The 14,508-nt window shown below is 64.0% G+C and carries 15 protein-coding genes; 9 read left to right on the forward strand and 6 right to left on the reverse strand.

The genetic code is table 11. The features are described from left to right. Nucleotides 1-297 precede the first annotated feature (297 nt). On the reverse strand, nucleotides 298-2,349 hold the full coding sequence (locus tag HGP13_RS12770; protein ID WP_172225580.1) for an elongation factor G: 2,052 nt from the start codon (nucleotides 2,347-2,349) through the stop codon (nucleotides 298-300). A gap of 350 nt (nucleotides 2,350-2,699) precedes the next feature. Between HGP13_RS12770 and HGP13_RS12775 the strand changes: the two genes are divergently transcribed. Both HGP13_RS12775 and HGP13_RS12780 read left to right on the forward strand, forming a co-directional pair. Continuing rightward, a complete protein-coding gene (locus HGP13_RS12775; RefSeq protein WP_172225583.1) occupies nucleotides 2,700-3,095 on the forward strand; it encodes a cupin domain-containing protein in 396 nt (131 codons plus the stop codon). Nucleotides 3,096-3,119: 24 nt separating this feature from the next. Next, on the forward strand, nucleotides 3,120-4,637 hold the full coding sequence (locus HGP13_RS12780; RefSeq protein WP_172225586.1) for an MFS transporter: 1,518 nt from the start codon (nucleotides 3,120-3,122) through the stop codon (nucleotides 4,635-4,637). 65 nt (nucleotides 4,638-4,702) lie between these two features. Here the strand turns inward: HGP13_RS12780 and HGP13_RS12785 are convergent, their stop codons facing one another. Next, nucleotides 4,703-5,905: a pyridoxal phosphate-dependent aminotransferase gene (locus tag HGP13_RS12785; protein ID WP_172234684.1), complete on the reverse strand. Its 1,203-nt coding sequence runs from the start codon at nucleotides 5,903-5,905 to the stop codon at nucleotides 4,703-4,705. Between the two features lie 209 nt (nucleotides 5,906-6,114). Between HGP13_RS12785 and HGP13_RS12790 the strand changes: the two genes are divergently transcribed. The 3 genes from HGP13_RS12790 to HGP13_RS12800 all read left to right on the forward strand — a co-directional run bounded on the left by HGP13_RS12790 (nucleotide 6,115) and on the right by HGP13_RS12800 (nucleotide 8,563). Next, the gene (locus HGP13_RS12790) at nucleotides 6,115-7,005 is read left to right on the forward strand and encodes an EAL domain-containing protein (protein WP_172225589.1); all 891 of its coding nucleotides are present in this window, start codon (nucleotides 6,115-6,117) and stop codon (nucleotides 7,003-7,005) included. Further along, nucleotides 7,002-7,871: an EAL domain-containing protein gene (locus tag HGP13_RS12795; protein ID WP_172225592.1), complete on the forward strand. Its 870-nt coding sequence runs from the start codon at nucleotides 7,002-7,004 to the stop codon at nucleotides 7,869-7,871. The genes HGP13_RS12790 and HGP13_RS12795 overlap by 4 nt, the downstream gene beginning before the upstream one ends. 83 nt (nucleotides 7,872-7,954) lie before the next feature. Further along, nucleotides 7,955-8,563, forward strand: a complete 609-nt coding sequence (locus tag HGP13_RS12800; protein WP_172225595.1) for a glutathione S-transferase family protein — start codon at nucleotides 7,955-7,957, stop codon at nucleotides 8,561-8,563. A gap of 400 nt (nucleotides 8,564-8,963) precedes the next feature. On the opposite strand, the gene HGP13_RS12805 is transcribed toward HGP13_RS12800, so the two are convergent. Further along, nucleotides 8,964-9,176 carry a cold-shock protein gene (locus HGP13_RS12805; protein ID WP_010910991.1) on the reverse strand — a complete coding sequence of 71 codons (213 nt, stop codon included), beginning with the start codon at nucleotides 9,174-9,176 and terminating at the stop codon, nucleotides 8,964-8,966. 275 nt (nucleotides 9,177-9,451) lie between these two features. Here HGP13_RS12805 and HGP13_RS12810 point away from each other — a divergent pair, with 275 nt between their 5' ends. Beyond that, the gene (locus tag HGP13_RS12810; RefSeq protein WP_172225598.1) at nucleotides 9,452-9,781 is read left to right on the forward strand and encodes a hypothetical protein; all 330 of its coding nucleotides are present in this window, start codon (nucleotides 9,452-9,454) and stop codon (nucleotides 9,779-9,781) included. A 70-nt stretch (nucleotides 9,782-9,851) separates the two neighbouring features. On the opposite strand, the gene HGP13_RS12815 is transcribed toward HGP13_RS12810, so the two are convergent. Next, on the reverse strand, nucleotides 9,852-10,742 hold the full coding sequence (locus tag HGP13_RS12815; RefSeq protein WP_172225601.1) for a LysR family transcriptional regulator: 891 nt from the start codon (nucleotides 10,740-10,742) through the stop codon (nucleotides 9,852-9,854). Between the two features lie 194 nt (nucleotides 10,743-10,936). On the opposite strand from HGP13_RS12815, the gene HGP13_RS12820 reads away from it, so the two are divergent. Continuing rightward, nucleotides 10,937-11,839: an MBL fold metallo-hydrolase gene (locus HGP13_RS12820; protein WP_172225604.1), complete on the forward strand. Its 903-nt coding sequence runs from the start codon at nucleotides 10,937-10,939 to the stop codon at nucleotides 11,837-11,839. Between the two features lie 116 nt (nucleotides 11,840-11,955). On the opposite strand, the gene HGP13_RS12825 is transcribed toward HGP13_RS12820, so the two are convergent. Then, nucleotides 11,956-12,525: a methylated-DNA--[protein]-cysteine S-methyltransferase gene (locus HGP13_RS12825; RefSeq protein ID WP_172225607.1), complete on the reverse strand. Its 570-nt coding sequence runs from the start codon at nucleotides 12,523-12,525 to the stop codon at nucleotides 11,956-11,958. Between the two features lie 180 nt (nucleotides 12,526-12,705). Between HGP13_RS12825 and HGP13_RS12830 the strand changes: the two genes are divergently transcribed. Both HGP13_RS12830 and HGP13_RS12835 read left to right on the forward strand, forming a co-directional pair. Further along, entirely contained in the window at nucleotides 12,706-13,647 is a 942-nt protein-coding gene (locus tag HGP13_RS12830; RefSeq protein ID WP_172225610.1) for a lytic transglycosylase domain-containing protein, read from the forward strand. 5 nt (nucleotides 13,648-13,652) lie between these two features. After that, nucleotides 13,653-14,141: a GNAT family N-acetyltransferase gene (locus HGP13_RS12835; protein ID WP_172225612.1), complete on the forward strand. Its 489-nt coding sequence runs from the start codon at nucleotides 13,653-13,655 to the stop codon at nucleotides 14,139-14,141. 24 nt (nucleotides 14,142-14,165) lie between these two features. Here HGP13_RS12835 and HGP13_RS12840 read toward each other — a convergent pair whose 3' ends face one another. Then, nucleotides 14,166-14,501 (reverse strand): hypothetical protein, encoded by a 336-nt coding sequence (locus HGP13_RS12840; protein WP_172225615.1) that lies wholly within the window; start codon nucleotides 14,499-14,501, stop codon nucleotides 14,166-14,168. Between the last annotated feature and the right edge of the window lie 7 nt (nucleotides 14,502-14,508).

Here is a 14,508-nt window from a genome sequence, read left to right on the forward strand (position 1 = left end):
TAACAGTGTCATGTAACCTCTGGTAACATGACAATGATGCCTTCCGCTGCTATGTAAAGCATAGGACGCGGTGTGGTTCGGACGGGAGATGGGGGCATCACTCGGACGGCCCGGGCTCAGGCGGCTACCGCGTCCGAACCTTTTTCCGCCGAAGGCGCGGCCATTGCACATGCGGCGGACCTGCCGTTTCCCCTCCCGAGAAAACGGTCCGCAAACAAAACGACGTCCGGCTCCCCGGGCGTCGTTTTTGGTTTTGCCCCCTCGAACTTTCGAGGGGGCGTTATGTCGGGATGGAAATTACGCGGCCTTGCCGTTGGCGTTCATCGCTTCGTCAGCGAGACGGCCGGTAAGTTCGGCCATGTGGTCGAAGGCGGCGCGATAGCTGGCGACGCCCGCCGTCGCCGAGCGCAGTTCGATGATCAGGTCGCCGATCTCGGCCTGCGGCATGGTCGCCTCGACGACATCCCAGCCCGGCCAGTCGGGCCGCGCATCATAGCCGAGGATCTGGCCGCGCCGTTGCGGGATCAGCGCGATGATCTTCGAGGTCGCGTCGGATGGCGTGACGATCTCGACCTTCATCACCGGCTCCAGCAGCACCGGCGAGCAGGCAGCCATGCCTTCCTTCATCGCCAGCTTCGCCGCCATCTGGAAGGCCATGTCGGAGGAATCGACCGCATGGTAGGAGCCGTCCGACAGGTTGACGGCGACGTCGACGACGGGGAAGCCGAGCGGGCCTGTCTTCAGGTAATCGCGCACGCCAGTCTCGACCGACTGGATGTACGTCTTCGGCACGACGCCACCGGTGATGGTATCGGTGAACTGGAAGCCGGAGCCGCGCGGCAGCGGCTTGATCTCGATCACCACATCGCCGAACTGGCCATGTCCGCCCGACTGTTTCTTGTGGCGGCCGCGCTGCTGCACCGGTTTGCGGATCGTCTCGCGGTAGGGCACGGCCGGCGCGTGGCCTTCGACCGGGATCTGGTTCTTGCCCTCCAGCCGCTCGCGCACGACGCGCAGATGCATCTCGCCATGGCCAGACAGCACCGTCTCGGCCGAGTCCTGGTTATGGCGCAGGCTGAGCGAGGGATCTTCCTCAGCCAGCCGCTGGATGGCGGCCGACATCTTGACCTCGTCCTTGCGCTCCTTCGGCCTGAGCGCGAAGGCGAAGACCGGCTGCGGCGGCTGGAATGCGAACAGCTGTTTGGTGCCGCCCTTGGCCGAGGTCAGCGTCTGGCCAGTCTTGACCTCGTCCAGCTTGCCCAGCGCCACGGTGTCGCCGGCCTTGGCCGCGGTGAGCTTGAACTGGTCCTTGCCGAGCATCTTGTAGATGCCGGAAACCTTGGCCGTGTCGCCGCCGGGCAGCCAGAGTTCGGAACCGTCGGTGACCTGGCCGGACAGGATGCGCGACACCGACAGCTTGCCGCCATGCGGCGTGTGGATGGTCTTCATCACCTGCACCACCGTAGCGTTGCCATCGGCCGCGCCAAGCCGTTTGCGGGTCGCCTCGATGTCTGGTGCGTCGTGGCGGATCGCCTTCAAGAGGCGCAGCACGCCATTGCCTTTTTCCGCCGTGCCGATCAGCACCGGCGTCACGGCGCCGTCGCGCAGATCGGCGGCGAGGTCGTCGAAGATCGCATCCTTCGGCGGCTCGATCTCCTCCAGCAGCTGTTCCATCAGCTGGTCGTCATGGTCGGCCAGGGTCTCCAGCATGGAAAAGCGCGCTTCCAATTCGCGCGCCTTGTCGTCACCCGGTATCTGAGCCACCTCGCTTTCGGCATATTCGCGGTAGATGTAGGCGCGCTCCAGCGCCAGGTCGATCGAGCCGATGACGACGCCGTCCTTGCGCAGCGGAATCTGGCGCAGCAAGAGCGGCACGGAGCTTGCCGGCTGCAGCATCTTCAGCGTGTCGCGCACGCCTGCTATCGCCTTGTCGACCTTGTTGAGGAACAGGATGCGCGGCACGCCGAGATCGTCGAGCTTGCGCATGATGAGCTGCAAAGCAGGGATCTTCTTTTCGTCGGCCTCGGCCACGACCACCGCGAGATCGCAGGCGGCCAACACCGGTTCGGCCTCGAAGGAGAATTCGATCGAGCCGGGACAATCGACGAAGGTGATCTGCTCGCCCATGAATTCGGTGGTGGCGATGGTCGCCTCGACGCTCATGGCGTGGGCGCGCGCCTCCGGTGAATGGTCTGAAACGGTGCTACCCGATGAAACGGGATTTTGTCGGGGAATTGAGCCCGTACGGGCCAATATGGCTTCGAGAAGTGTCGTCTTACCGCTTGCAAAGGGACCGACTATGGCAATGCATTTCGGTCCCGTGCGTCGTCCTCCGGCGCGAGTACCCATGGCTGACCTCCACTCAGGCGTTTCCCTAGGGACCGACTGGCATGCATGGTTCAGGCGTGGTCAATCGGTCCTGAGCGGCGGCCGGCCTGTTCGACCGTCGCGGGAGGGGCTCTTTTCATGTCGCCACCTGCCCAAGGGCATCGTCCCACTTGTTTGCCGGCAGGGCAAGGGAAATAGAATTTCCGCTCCCTTGCGGCGTCCTCAGGCGCTCAGTGTCAGCTGGCCGAGGCGAACCATGGCCGATGCGCGGTTGCGCGGTTCCCGATATCGGAGGAAGGTGACGCTCACAGTCAAGGAACAGGAGCGCAACGGCCCCTGGCACCGACTTCCACACAATCGAGGATCAGACGATGAAGTTCATTGCTTGCGGCAGCGTGCCGACCATCATAGCGCCGGAAAAATACTTCACCGGCCGGGTTCTGCAGACGCCGATCATAGAGGCGGAGGCGCCGGCGCGCCTGAGAGCGACGCTGGTCAGTTTCGAGCCCGGCGCGCGCACCCACTGGCACACGCATCCGCTTGGCCAGACACTCTATGTCACCTCCGGCGCCGGGCTTGCCCAGACATCGGGTGGCCCGGTCCAGGAGATCAGGGCCGGCGACGTCATCTGGTTCGCGCCCGGCGAAAAGCACTGGCATGGTGCCGGGCCGAAGACGGCAATGACACATATCGCCATGCAGGAGGCACTCGACGGCGTCCATGCCGACTGGCTGGAAGCGGTTTCCGGCGAGCAGTATGGCAGCTGAGCCTGGCCGCCTGTAGAAATCATCATGCCGAAGAACCGCCTGCCGCTCGTTGCCGCCGTCTATCTCGGCTCGTTCGTCGCTCTGCTCGATGTCAGCATCGTCAATGTCGCGCTGCCGACCATCCAGCAGGCGCTGCAGACCGATTTCGGCGGCCTGCAATGGGTGGTCGACGCCTACACGCTGTGCCTGTCCGCCTTCATGCTGTCGTCGGGCCTGATCGGCGACCGCTATGGCCGTAAGCGATCGTGGCTGGCGGGGGTCGGCATCTTCGTGGCGGGCTCGCTGATCTGCGCGGTCGCGCCCAATTTGACGGCGCTGCTGGCCGGCCGGGTGGTGCAAGGCATTGCCGGCTCGCTGCTCATTCCGGGCGCGCTGTCGATCCTGACGCAGGCCTTCCCCGATCCGCGCGAGCGGGCCGGCGTCATCGGCGGCTGGGCCTCGTTCGCGGCCATTTCCCTGCTGGTCGGTCCGGTGCTGGGCGGCATCCTGGTGCAGACGGTCGGCTGGCAGAGCATCTTCCTGATCAACCTGCCGCTTGGCCTGGTTACGATCGTGCTCGGCGCTGTTTCGATCGATGAGACGGCGCATCCCGAACATGCCCATCTCGACCTTATCGGCCTGGCGCTTTCGATCCTGTGGCTCGGCTCGCTGACCTTCGGCCTGATCTCGGCCGGGGAGACCGGCTGGAATGACCCCAGGACGGTCACGGCGATCGTCGCCGGCGTCGTTGGCCTGGCGGTCTTCCTCGGCTTCGAGGCACGCACGGCACGGCCCATGCTGCCGCTCAGCCTGTTCCGCGACGTGCGCTTTGCCGTTGCCAACGTCGCCTCGTTCGCACTCGGCTTCACCTCCTACACCAGCGTCTTTTTCTTCTCGATGTTCCTGCAGCAGGTGCAAGGCTGGTCGCCGACGCAGACCGGCCTGCGCATGGCGCCGGCCTTCATCGTCCAGATGGTGGTGTCGCCTTTTGTCGGCAAGCTCAGTGCCCGGTACGGCCATTCGTCGCTAATGACAGCGGGCTATGTGCTGATCGGCCTTTCCATGCTCGGCATGTGCTGGGCCGGACCGTCGACACCCTATTGGGTGCTTTGCGTTCTGTTCGCGATTGGCGGCCTCGGCAATTCGTTGGCGATCCCGACCGGCAGTGCTGCCGCCATGTCCTATGCGCCACGCGAGCGCTCGGGCATGGTGTCGGCGGTCATCAACGCCACCCGCCAGAGCGGACTTGCCATCGGCATCGCGCTGCTCGGCGCCCTGATGAGCATGCGGGCGACCAGCCTGCTGACTGGATATCTCAGCGATGCGGATGTGCCCAATGCCGAAGCGGTGGCCCACGCCGCCATATCACGGCATGATTTCGCCACCGACGCGGCAATGGGCGAAAGCGGCGTGCACGAACTGTTCGCGACGGCCTATGCCGGCGGCTTCCACGCCGCGATGCTGACAGCGGCGATTGCCGCGTTTGTCACCGCGGCACTGTTGATCGCTGTACTCGCGCCAGCCGAGGCGCGCTCGGCCAGGGAGGCCAAACAGCAGGCGTGAGCTGCTTCGTCTCCAACAAAAAACCCGGCGATGACGCCGGGTTTTTGCATTTCAGGCTGCTATGATCAGGTCAGCGATGCCGTAAAACGCTGGATGCGCGTGCAGGCTTCCTCCAGCAACGTCTCCGAGGTCGCGTAGGAGATGCGGAAGTTGGGGCCGAGGCCGAAGGCCGAGCCAAACACCACCGCCACACCTTCGGCCTCGAGCAGTTCCGAGCAGAAGGCCTCGTCGGTGTCGATCACCTTGCCGGCCTTGGTCTTCTTGCCGATCAGCTGGGCGCAGGACGGATAGACATAGAAGGCGCCTTCCGGCGACGGGCAAGAGATGCCGCGCGCCTGGTTGAGCATCGAGACGACAAGGTCGCGCCGCCCCTGGAAGATCGCCTTGTTCCTGGCGATGAAGTCCTGCGGGCCGTTGAGCGCTTCGACGGAAGCCCATTGCGCGATGGTGCAGGCGCCCGAGGTCTGCTGACCCTGGATCATGTCCATCGCCTTGATCAGCTGCACGGGACCGGCGGCATAGCCGATGCGCCAGCCGGTCATGGCATAGGCTTTCGAGACGCCGTTCATGGTCAGCGTGCGCTCGTAGAGCTTCGGCTCGACCTCCGCGATGGTCTTGAAGACGAAGTCGCCATAGGTCAGATGCTCATACATGTCGTCGGTCAGCGTCCAGACATGCGGATGCTTGAGCAACACATCAGCCAGCGCGCGCAGCTCCGCTTCCGTATAGGCGGCGCCCGACGGGTTCGACGGCGAGTTCATCAGCAGCCATTTGGTCTTCGGCGTGATCGCCCTTTCCAGAACCTCGGCCGTCAGCTTGAAACCATTCTCGATCGAGGTGTCGGCGAACACCGACGTGCCGCCGCAGATCGCAACCATTTCGGGGTAGCTGACCCAGTAGGGGCGGGGGATGATGACCTCGTCGCCGGGGTTCAGGGTCGCCATGAAGGCGTTGAACAGGATCTGCTTACCGCCGGTGCCGACAATGGTCTGCTCGGGCTTGTAGTCGAGATTGTTCTCGCGCTTGAATTTTTTGGCGATCGCCTCGCGCAGCGGCACGATGCCCGAAACCGGCGGGTACTTGGTCTCGCCACGACGGATCGCTTCGATCGCCGCATTCTTGATGTTGTCGGGCGTGTCGAAATCCGGCTCGCCGGCGCCGAGGCCGATTATGTCACGGCCGGCATTTTTCAGCTCGCGGGCTTTCTGCGTCACCGCGATGGTGGCGGAAGGCTTTACGCGGGAAAGGGTGTCGGCAAGAAAGGCCATGACCTTTTTTCTCTCCTTGAGAAGATCGGCGCGGCCAGGAGCGGCCGCGGCGCTTCTCATGTCGCATCATTCCCCTCAGTGCAAGCCTTGTCGGCTGGGCCAGGTGGGGCGCCGCGGTCAATGCGGCGTGATCGGCAACACTAAATTCATTAACGGGCGGTAGAGGCTTGCATGACAGGATCGCAATCCAATTGCGGAGCGAAGGAACCGTGTCGCGCAGCATCGGGCTTGCCCATATCATCCGTCATGATGACGGCACCTCTACCGGTGTCTGGGGTATCTACACGTTGCAAAGTGCCTTCCAGCCGATCTTCGCCTTCAAGGAAGGCAAGCTGTCGGTTGCCGCCTTCGAAGGGCTGATCCGGCCGTTCCGCGACGGCGAGCCGCAATCGCCGATCGCCTTCTTCTCGACCTGTCCGGCCGCCGACCGCCTGCATGTCGAGGCGCTGACCAGGACGCTGCATCTGCTCAATGCCGGCGCCTGCCTGCCGCAGGAGGCGTCGATCTTCGTCAATTTCGATCCATCGGTGTTCACCGAGCGGTCCGTCGCCGAGAATGCCTTGCGCGAAATGCGGCTGGTGCTGCACGAGGCCGGCATCGATCCCGGCCGCGTCGTGTGCGAGGTGACCGAGCAGAAGTCGGCATCGCAGGAGGCCCTGCATGGCTTTGTCGCCGCGCTCAGGGGCAGCGGCTTCCGCATCGCGGTCGATGACTATGGCTCGGACGATTCCGACATCAACCGCATCAAGGAGTTGAAGCCCGACATCGTCAAGTTCGACGCCTACTGGATCACGCAACTGATGGAATCCGGCGCCGGCTTCGCGCTGTTGACCACCATGGTGAAAAGCTTCGAGGACCAAGGCATCCGCACGGTGTTCGAAGGTATTGAGGAGGGATGGCAACTGGAGCTCGCCGAGAAGTCCGGCGCTTCGATGGTCCAGGGTTTTGTGCTGGCGCGGCCGGAGCTGGCGCCGACCAGCTTTCGCGTTTTCGGCAAAACCGCGCCCGAAGCCGCCCCCGTGACCGCCGCACCGGCGGCTCCGGCTACACAGCATGCGGCGCGGCCGGCAAAAGCCTTCGGGCGCCGGGTCGCGCCATGAGGCTCGAGCGGCGGCGCAATGTCGGCGACGCGATCTTCGCCGATGAGATCGGCATCGAATATGGCGTCCATGGCGAATACCGCTTGCGCAGCGCCTACCAGCCGATCTTTGCGCCGCTTGGGCGTTGCCTGCACGCGGTGGCGGTCGAGGGTCTCATCGAGCCGCACCGTGCCGGCCGCGCAGGCTCGCCGCGGGCGTTCTTTGAAAGCGTCACTGCTTCTGACCGGCTGTTTGTCGAGACCATGTGCCGGGTGCTGCATCTTCGGAATTTCCACAATATCGGCGTCGACGGGCTCGATCTGTTCTTCAACTACAATCCGATGATCAACGACCATTCCGGGCGGGCGCTGGCCGAGATCCGGCTGATGAGCCGGCATCTCGGCGAGTTCGGCCTCGCCCCCGGAATGCTGGTCTGCGAGATCACCGAACAGGCGGCAGACGACGCGCTTCTGGCCCGGCTGGTGCGCGAAATGCGGCGCGATGGTATCCGCATCGCCATAGACGATTTCGGCACCGGCCATTCGACCGAGGAGCGGGTGAGCCTGCTCAAGCCTGATATTGTCAAGATCGATGGCGGCTGGTTCGCCGAGTTCTGCCGCCACGCCGCCGCCGAACGGTTCTTCCGCCCGCTGGTGTCAAGCCTGCACGACCGCGGCGCCAGGGTGCTGGTCGAAGGCATCGAGCAACCCGTCCATCTGCGCGTCGCGCTCGAAGCCGGCGTCGACCTGCTGCAGGGCTTTCTCCTGGCCCGGCCGGCGCTGGCCGGCACCATCTTCAACGAGGAGCCGCTGGTGATCGACGCGCTGCTGGGCTTCGACAACAAGGTCGTGCCCCTCTTTGCCAGGACTTTGCATCAGCGGCGCTGATGGTCGCGCCAAAACAAATCATTGGTTGAGGACGCCGCCGCTGCGATAATCGCCCGCAGAAGGCAGCGCTCCGGGGACCGTCCATGATACTTTACAGCATGATCGACAGCGGCAATTGCTACAAGCCGCGCCTGCTGATGGCCAAGCTTGGCCTCGCCTTCACCACGGTCGAGGTGAGTTCGCATACCGGCGACACGCGGAAGGCCGATTTCGTCGCCAAGAACCCGAACGCCATGGTGCCACTGCTCGAACTCGACGATGGCCGCCGGCTGGCCGAATCCAACGCCATCCTGCTCTATCTTGCCGAAGGCACGCGCTTCCTGCCGGCGGACAAATATGAGCGCGGGCTCGCGTATCAATGGCTGTTCTTCGAGCAGTACAGCCACGAACCCTATATCGCCGTGCGCAAGGCGCTGCTGACCTTTCCCGAACGCGCCGGGGATGCGACGCCGGAGCGGCTGGCGGTGACGCTGGAGCGCGGCAACAAGGCGCTCGGCGTGATGAACGCATATCTGGAAAACAACGCCTTCTTCGCCGGCGGCGCGTTCAGCGTCGCCGACATCGCGCTCTATGCGTATACGCATACGGCTAAGCAGGGCGGTTTTCAGCTCGACGCCTATCCGGCGGTTGCCGCCTGGCTTGGCCGCGTCGAGGCGGATCCGGGGCATGTGCCGATCGGCTGGGTAGGATAGCCACTTCGGCGATTGGCGAAAGCGGTGCCACAGCGTCCTTCGCCCCGTTTACGGGGAGAAGATGGCGGCAGCCAGATGAGGGGCGGCGCCAGCCTTTGTTATGCCTGGCTCTGCGATCATTCCTCTTGAGATGCCAGCGCTGCCCCTCATCGCCCTACCGGGCACTTCTCCCCGTGAACGGGGAGAAGGACGCTGTGGTCTAGACAACAAAAAGGCGGGATAAATCCCGCCTTCCCATCCTTGGTAGCCTGATCGGGAGCGTCCGGTCCGGGCTGGCAGCTATCTGCTGTTCCAGCGTATCGGGTCTTTCCGCTCCGGGCGCGCTTCTCGCGCGACCGTCAGTACATCCGTGACTTGCCGCACGCCCCGGGCTCTCGCCCGGCGCGCGCCATTCGCAAAATCAGGCTGCCTTGCTCAGAGATCCAGCGGACGACTTGCCAGTGCGGCGGTCCTGCTCGATCTCGAAGTTGATCTTCTGGCCTTCGACCAGGGTCGACAGTCCAGCACGCTCGACTGCGGAGATGTGAACGAAAACGTCCGCGCCGCCCGCGTCAGGCTGGATGAAGCCGAAGCCCTTGGTGGCGTTGAACCACTTGACCGTTCCAGTTGCCATTTTAGATAGTCCTTCAACATTTGCTTTAGTTTGACCAGACCAATGTCCAGCCGGTGTGCATCGAGATTTTGGAGATAGACGTCAGCAAACGCGAAGATCGCGAGGCCCGGATCGATCGGCCGAAATATCAATGGGGCTGATATAGGCTGGTTTCGCACGAAAAACAAGACTGCGTGAGAAAGCCGTGATGCGGAAGCCGCCCAACGGCCGCCCCAATCTGGTGAAATCGTTGCTGCACATCGCTGTCCCTGGGGCGGCGGATCAGGGAGGAGACCATGAAAACCATAGTGCTTGCCGCCTGCCTGACGCTGGTGGCCGCCGAGGCGCAGGCGATCTCGCGCTACGACCCGACGCATATGAGCTGCGGCAAGGTGCAGTCGACGATCGCGCGGCAGGGCGCGGTCATCCTGCGCTACCAGTCGACGCGCGTGCCGGGGCTGCCGCTCTACGACCGTTATGTAGAGAGCCAGCAGTTCTGCACCATGGGCGAGGTGAGGGCGCGCGCCTATGTGCCGAGCGCCGACACCAAATCCTGCCCGGTCTACAACTGCAAGCGGCCGGACAATGGCCGGCATTTCCGCCGGCGATTCTTCAATGAGTACTAGCGGACTCATCAACCGGAGCCGGAAGCCTTCGCTCAGTCGAACAACTGCGCCTCTGGGGACAAAATTGCTTTCAATCCTGGATGTGTTCCATGAGCATGGACACGAACCGCGTCACTTTTTGCGGGCGAAAGCGCGCCGCCGGATAGACCACGTGAATGCCGCCGGAGGGTAGCGCCCAGTCGGGGAGCATATGAACGAGGCGGCCCTGCGATAGGTAATCGACGACCAGATAGTCCGGCAGAACCGCCAGTCCGCCACCGGCGAGCGTCGCTTCCAGGACGGCCGGGGTCGAGTTGATGGAGAACGTCTCGCGCATGGTGATGGTGCGCCGCTCGAAATCGCCTCGGCTGAAGCTCCAGGTGAACGGCTTGCGAAGGACGGAATTGGCAACGAGCGGCAAGGAAGAAAGGTCTTCCGGTTCGTCTACCTTGACCCCGGCGGCGAAATCCCGCGATGCGACCAGGATTTGCCGGAAGGTGCCGATGCGTCGCGCCTGCTGGCTGGAGTCTTCCAGCCAGCCGACCCGGATGGACAGGTCTATCTTGTTGCCGATCAAATCAATTATCGCATCGGAAATGAACAGTTCGACGCCGCAGGCCGGAAATTTCTGCCGAAAGCGGGCGGCGATCGGGGCCAGCACGATCGCGCCATAGTCATTGGACGCAGAAACGCGCAGCACGCCAGCGACTTCGGTGTTGCCCTCGCCAACCTCGGCGACGGCCTCTTCAACGTCCCGCAGGATCAGGACGCAACGTGCATGCAAAAGACGGCCTGCTTCGGTCGGCTCGAGCCTCCGCGTCGTGCGCACGAGAAGCGTGGTCTGCAGTTCGGCTTCAAGGCGGGCAACCTGTTGGCTGACGACGGCTTTCGTGATGCCAAGCCGCTCGGCTGCCCGGGTAAACGAGCCTGCGTCGATCACCGTAGCAAAATAGGCGAGGCGGTTGAGGTTGATCGGTTCCACAGGGCGCCGTCAGTTGATTGTAAGTTTATAGCATACAGTCTGTATTATTACATGAGATTTATCAATTAATCCAGGGGCGTTACCTCTGCGCTGTTCTCTCCATCGGGGGCGCAACCGTGGCTTGCGCTCTTCCCTCTCGGACAGCTGGCCACGCCACGCGGCCTGACCCCCATTTCAGTCAAAGGAGCTATTCCATGTTCACGAGGAGACAGATCATGAAGACCTCATTGGCCCTCGGCGCAAGCGCCGTATTCGCCGCCACCGAGCGCGGCCAAGCCGCCGGCACCACGCTTGGCTGGAAACACTTCCCGGCGGGTCCGAACGGCTTCTTCCGCGCGCCTGTGCTGGTGTCCGGGCCAAGCGAGGCCCTGCTGATCGACGGCGGCTTCACCTATCCGGACGGCAAGGCGCTCGCCGAGGCCATCAAGGCCACCGGCAAGAAGCTGACCACCATCTATGTCAGCCAGTCCGATCCCGATTACTACTTCAGCCTGAAGCCGGTGCGGGAAGCCTTCCCGGAGGCAAAGGTGATTGCTGCTTCCGCCACGCTCGAAGCCATCAAAGGCAGTGTGGAGAAAAAGCTCGCGGTCTGGGGTCCGCAATTGAAGGAAAACGGCCCCCAGGCGCTGCCCGACATCGTTCTGCCCGAGGCATTCGACGGCCCAACGCTTAGTGTCGACGGCGAGACGATCGAGATCGTCAATGCGGAAGAAGGACTCGACAATCGCCGGTACCTGTTCGTGCCCTCGCTCAATGCCGTTTTCGGTGGCGTGATGATCTTCGCGGGCGTTCATGTCTGGACCGCCGACACGCAGACGAGGGAAAGCCGCGCCGCCTGGGTCAAGACGCTGGAGGCTATTGCCGCCCGCCATCCGGCCGTCGTGGTGCCTGGCCACATGGCCCCCGATGCCGCGACCGGTCCCTCGGCCGTGGAATTCACCAAGTCCTATCTTCTCACCTTCGAGGAAGAACTGAGCAAGGCGGCCGACGGCGCCGCGCTGAAGGCCGCCATGGAGGCCCGCTTCCCCGGCCTCGGCATGGGCGTCGCCCTTGATATCGGTTCCAAGGTCGCCAAGGGTGAGATGAAGTGGGGCTGACCTGGCGACGAACCTCGACTTGATCCGCAGCCTCCAAGGAGAACGGCCGTAATCTTCCGGCCGTTCTTTCCCCAGACGTCGCATGGAGGCGGAAGGGCAGCGTCGGCGCCAGCGGTTCAGAACCCGAAAGACACCTGCGCCGGCGGCGGCGGGCCGACGCGCACGCCTTCCATGGCCAGCATCTTCTCCTTGGTGACCGAGCCGCCTGGCGCCGAGAAGCCGCCGATCTTGCCGCCGGCCGCCAGGATGCGGTGGCACGGGATGACCAGCGGCACCGGGTTGGCGCCAAGGGCAGCGCCGGTTTCGCGCGGCAGGCCGGGCTGGCCGGCGCGCTTGGCCAGTTCGCCATAGGTGGTGGTTTGCCCATAGCCGAGTTTGCGTGCCGCGTCGTAGATGGCGAGGCGGAAATCATCGACGCCGTCGAGATCGACCGGCACGCCGGTGAAGTCGACATCCTCGCCCGCGGCATAAGCCTTGATCGAAGCAATCAGCTCGACCACCCATGGCGGCCGTGCCGTGGACGCGGAAACGCCGGCGTGGCGCATCAGCCGCCGTTCCACGGATTCGCGGCTGCGTTCGGGCAGGCAGAGCCGGATCAGGCCCTTTTCGCTCCAGGCGATGCCCATGAAACCGATCACTGTTTCTAACACCGCGTGGCCGGCTGTGATCGAAGCTGTCGTTTCCATGTTGCGTTCCTTTCCGCAAAGTGGCGAAAACCGGCATTTGTGCCAGTACATATCAGGAACAATATGGCAGTTCGGCCCGAGTCCCGCCACCCGAAAACCACCTGATGGCCCCGATTGCCCGCCCTGAATCGCTGGTGTAAGGGATTTCTTAACACCCGACGAACCGGACCCGTGCGCGGCTTGCCAGCAAAACATACCCTTATCGCGATCGGCGTGATCCTGGCGGCGGCCGGCATCAGCGGCTGCACCTCGACCTCGCAGATGAAGGCAGCACCTGCCTTGGCCGAAACCGCGACCGTTGCCGGCAGCGATGCCGGCTTCACCATTCCGCTGCCGGAAACGGTTTCGGTGCTGCCGCAATCCTCGGGCATTGCCCCCGTCCAGACCGCCGAACTGACGCCTGGCCCGACTGCCGCGCCAGCGCTTGATCCCGCCGCCCAGCCGGTTGCCGCGACCGCGGCCTTTGCCGGAGCGACGCCGACGGCACCGGCCGTGCCCGCCGTGATGACCGCCAATGCCGGGCAGGCGCCGCCGCCAAGCAAGGCGGGCCAGCCGGTCAAGGCGGCGCAGACATACACCACCGCCGGGCTCATCGTGCCGGCAGTCGCCGGCAGTGGCCAGAAACTGCCCGGCGTGCAGCAGGTGGCCTATGTCGTGCCGCAGAACCCGGCTGCCCTGGTGCAGTTTCCGTCCGCGCCGCTCAGCCCTGCCGCTCCGGAAGAGCACACTGGCATGCGCGGTGACGTCGACCGGCTGATCGTCAAATACGCCGCCCTCTACCAGGTGCCGGTCGATCTGGTGCGCCATGTCGTCAACCGCGAGAGCACCTTCAACCCCAAGGCCTACAACAATGGCCATTGGGGTCTGATGCAGATCAAGCACGCGACGGCACGGGGCATGGGCTATGACGGGCCGGCCAAGGGCCTGTTCGACGCCGAGACCAATTTGAAATACGCGGTCAAATATCTGCGTGGCGCCTGGCTGGTGGCCGACGGCAACGCCAAGAAGGCCGACTGGCTCTATCAGACCGGCTATTATTTCGACGCCAAGCGCAAGGGCCTGCTCGAGGCGACCGGCCTCGGCACCGACCGCAAGCGGCACCGCCTGCAGCCCGACGCCTGAGCGCGATGCCCGAACCGCGCCCGCCGGCCCTGAACGACATCCGGCTGCGCAAGATACTCGACGAGACGCTGGTTGCAGCGCACTGGCCGGATGGTTTTACCATGCGCAGCTTCGAGCCGGGTGACGCGCCGCCACTGCATGCGCTGTTGAGCGAGGTGTTCGACGACGGCACCGATGGCCCGTTCGACGAATGGTGGCCGCGCATCTCAGGTGATCCCGAATTCGACCCGGCGCTGTGCTTCCTGGTCATCGACGCCAAGGGCCGGCTGGCGGCGGCAGCACTTTGTTGGGCCTCGGCCTTCGTCAAAGATCTCGCCGTTCATCCCGAGGCGCGCGGCAAGGGCATTGGCGAGGCGCTGATGTGGCATGCCTTCGCCAGTTTTCGTGAACGGGGCGCCGCCCATGTCGACCTCAAGACCAACACGGTCGAAAACGCCGCCGCGGTGCGGCTCTACCAACGGCTCGGCATGTTCGAGGTAGATTGGCATAGTTGAGGAGCGGTCGGCACGCCCGCGCGCTCAGATATCCGGTGCGTTGCCGATCTTCTGCTTGAGCTCCAGCGCCCAGGCACGGCCTTCATCACCACCCCATAGCAGCCAGGCGATGTGGCCGGCTGACGGGTTTGCCTCATTGCCGTAGTTTTTCCCGCGTTTGTCGACCTCGTGGCGGGCGAAATAGCTGACCATGCGGCGGATGGTGGACGGTGCGAGCTTCTCGCGGTTCTTCAATTCGGTCGCCCGCGCCACACCGATCTCCGTGCCACCCCGGCCGAACTGCTGGCGCAGCCTCAAGCCCCTGGCGGCATTGTCGGCCACCACTTGCGGGCAGCGCAGGTCGATCTCGTCATCGTGCATTTCTTTT

The sequence above is a fragment of the Mesorhizobium sp. NZP2077 genome, assembly GCF_013170805.1.
GTDB lineage: Bacteria > Pseudomonadota > Alphaproteobacteria > Rhizobiales > Rhizobiaceae > Mesorhizobium.

Coding starts and splice junctions, on each gene's coding strand:
- HGP13_RS12770 (WP_172225580.1), bottom strand. CDS start 2,349: ATGGGTACTCGCGCCGGAGGACGACGCACGGGACCGAAATGCATTGCC.
- HGP13_RS12775 (WP_172225583.1), top strand. CDS start 2,700: ATGAAGTTCATTGCTTGCGGCAGCGTGCCGACCATCATAGCGCCGGAA.
- HGP13_RS12780 (WP_172225586.1), top strand. CDS start 3,120: ATGCCGAAGAACCGCCTGCCGCTCGTTGCCGCCGTCTATCTCGGCTCG.
- HGP13_RS12785 (WP_172234684.1), bottom strand. CDS start 5,905: ATGGCCTTTCTTGCCGACACCCTTTCCCGCGTAAAGCCTTCCGCCACC.
- HGP13_RS12795 (WP_172225592.1), top strand. CDS start 7,002: ATGAGGCTCGAGCGGCGGCGCAATGTCGGCGACGCGATCTTCGCCGAT.
- HGP13_RS12800 (WP_172225595.1), top strand. CDS start 7,955: ATGATACTTTACAGCATGATCGACAGCGGCAATTGCTACAAGCCGCGC.
- HGP13_RS12805 (WP_010910991.1), bottom strand. CDS start 9,176: ATGGCAACTGGAACGGTCAAGTGGTTCAACGCCACCAAGGGCTTCGGC.
- HGP13_RS12810 (WP_172225598.1), top strand. CDS start 9,452: ATGAAAACCATAGTGCTTGCCGCCTGCCTGACGCTGGTGGCCGCCGAG.
- HGP13_RS12820 (WP_172225604.1), top strand. CDS start 10,937: ATGTTCACGAGGAGACAGATCATGAAGACCTCATTGGCCCTCGGCGCA.
- HGP13_RS12825 (WP_172225607.1), bottom strand. CDS start 12,525: ATGGAAACGACAGCTTCGATCACAGCCGGCCACGCGGTGTTAGAAACA.
- HGP13_RS12835 (WP_172225612.1), top strand. CDS start 13,653: ATGCCCGAACCGCGCCCGCCGGCCCTGAACGACATCCGGCTGCGCAAG.
- HGP13_RS12840 (WP_172225615.1), bottom strand. CDS start 14,501: ATGCACGATGACGAGATCGACCTGCGCTGCCCGCAAGTGGTGGCCGAC.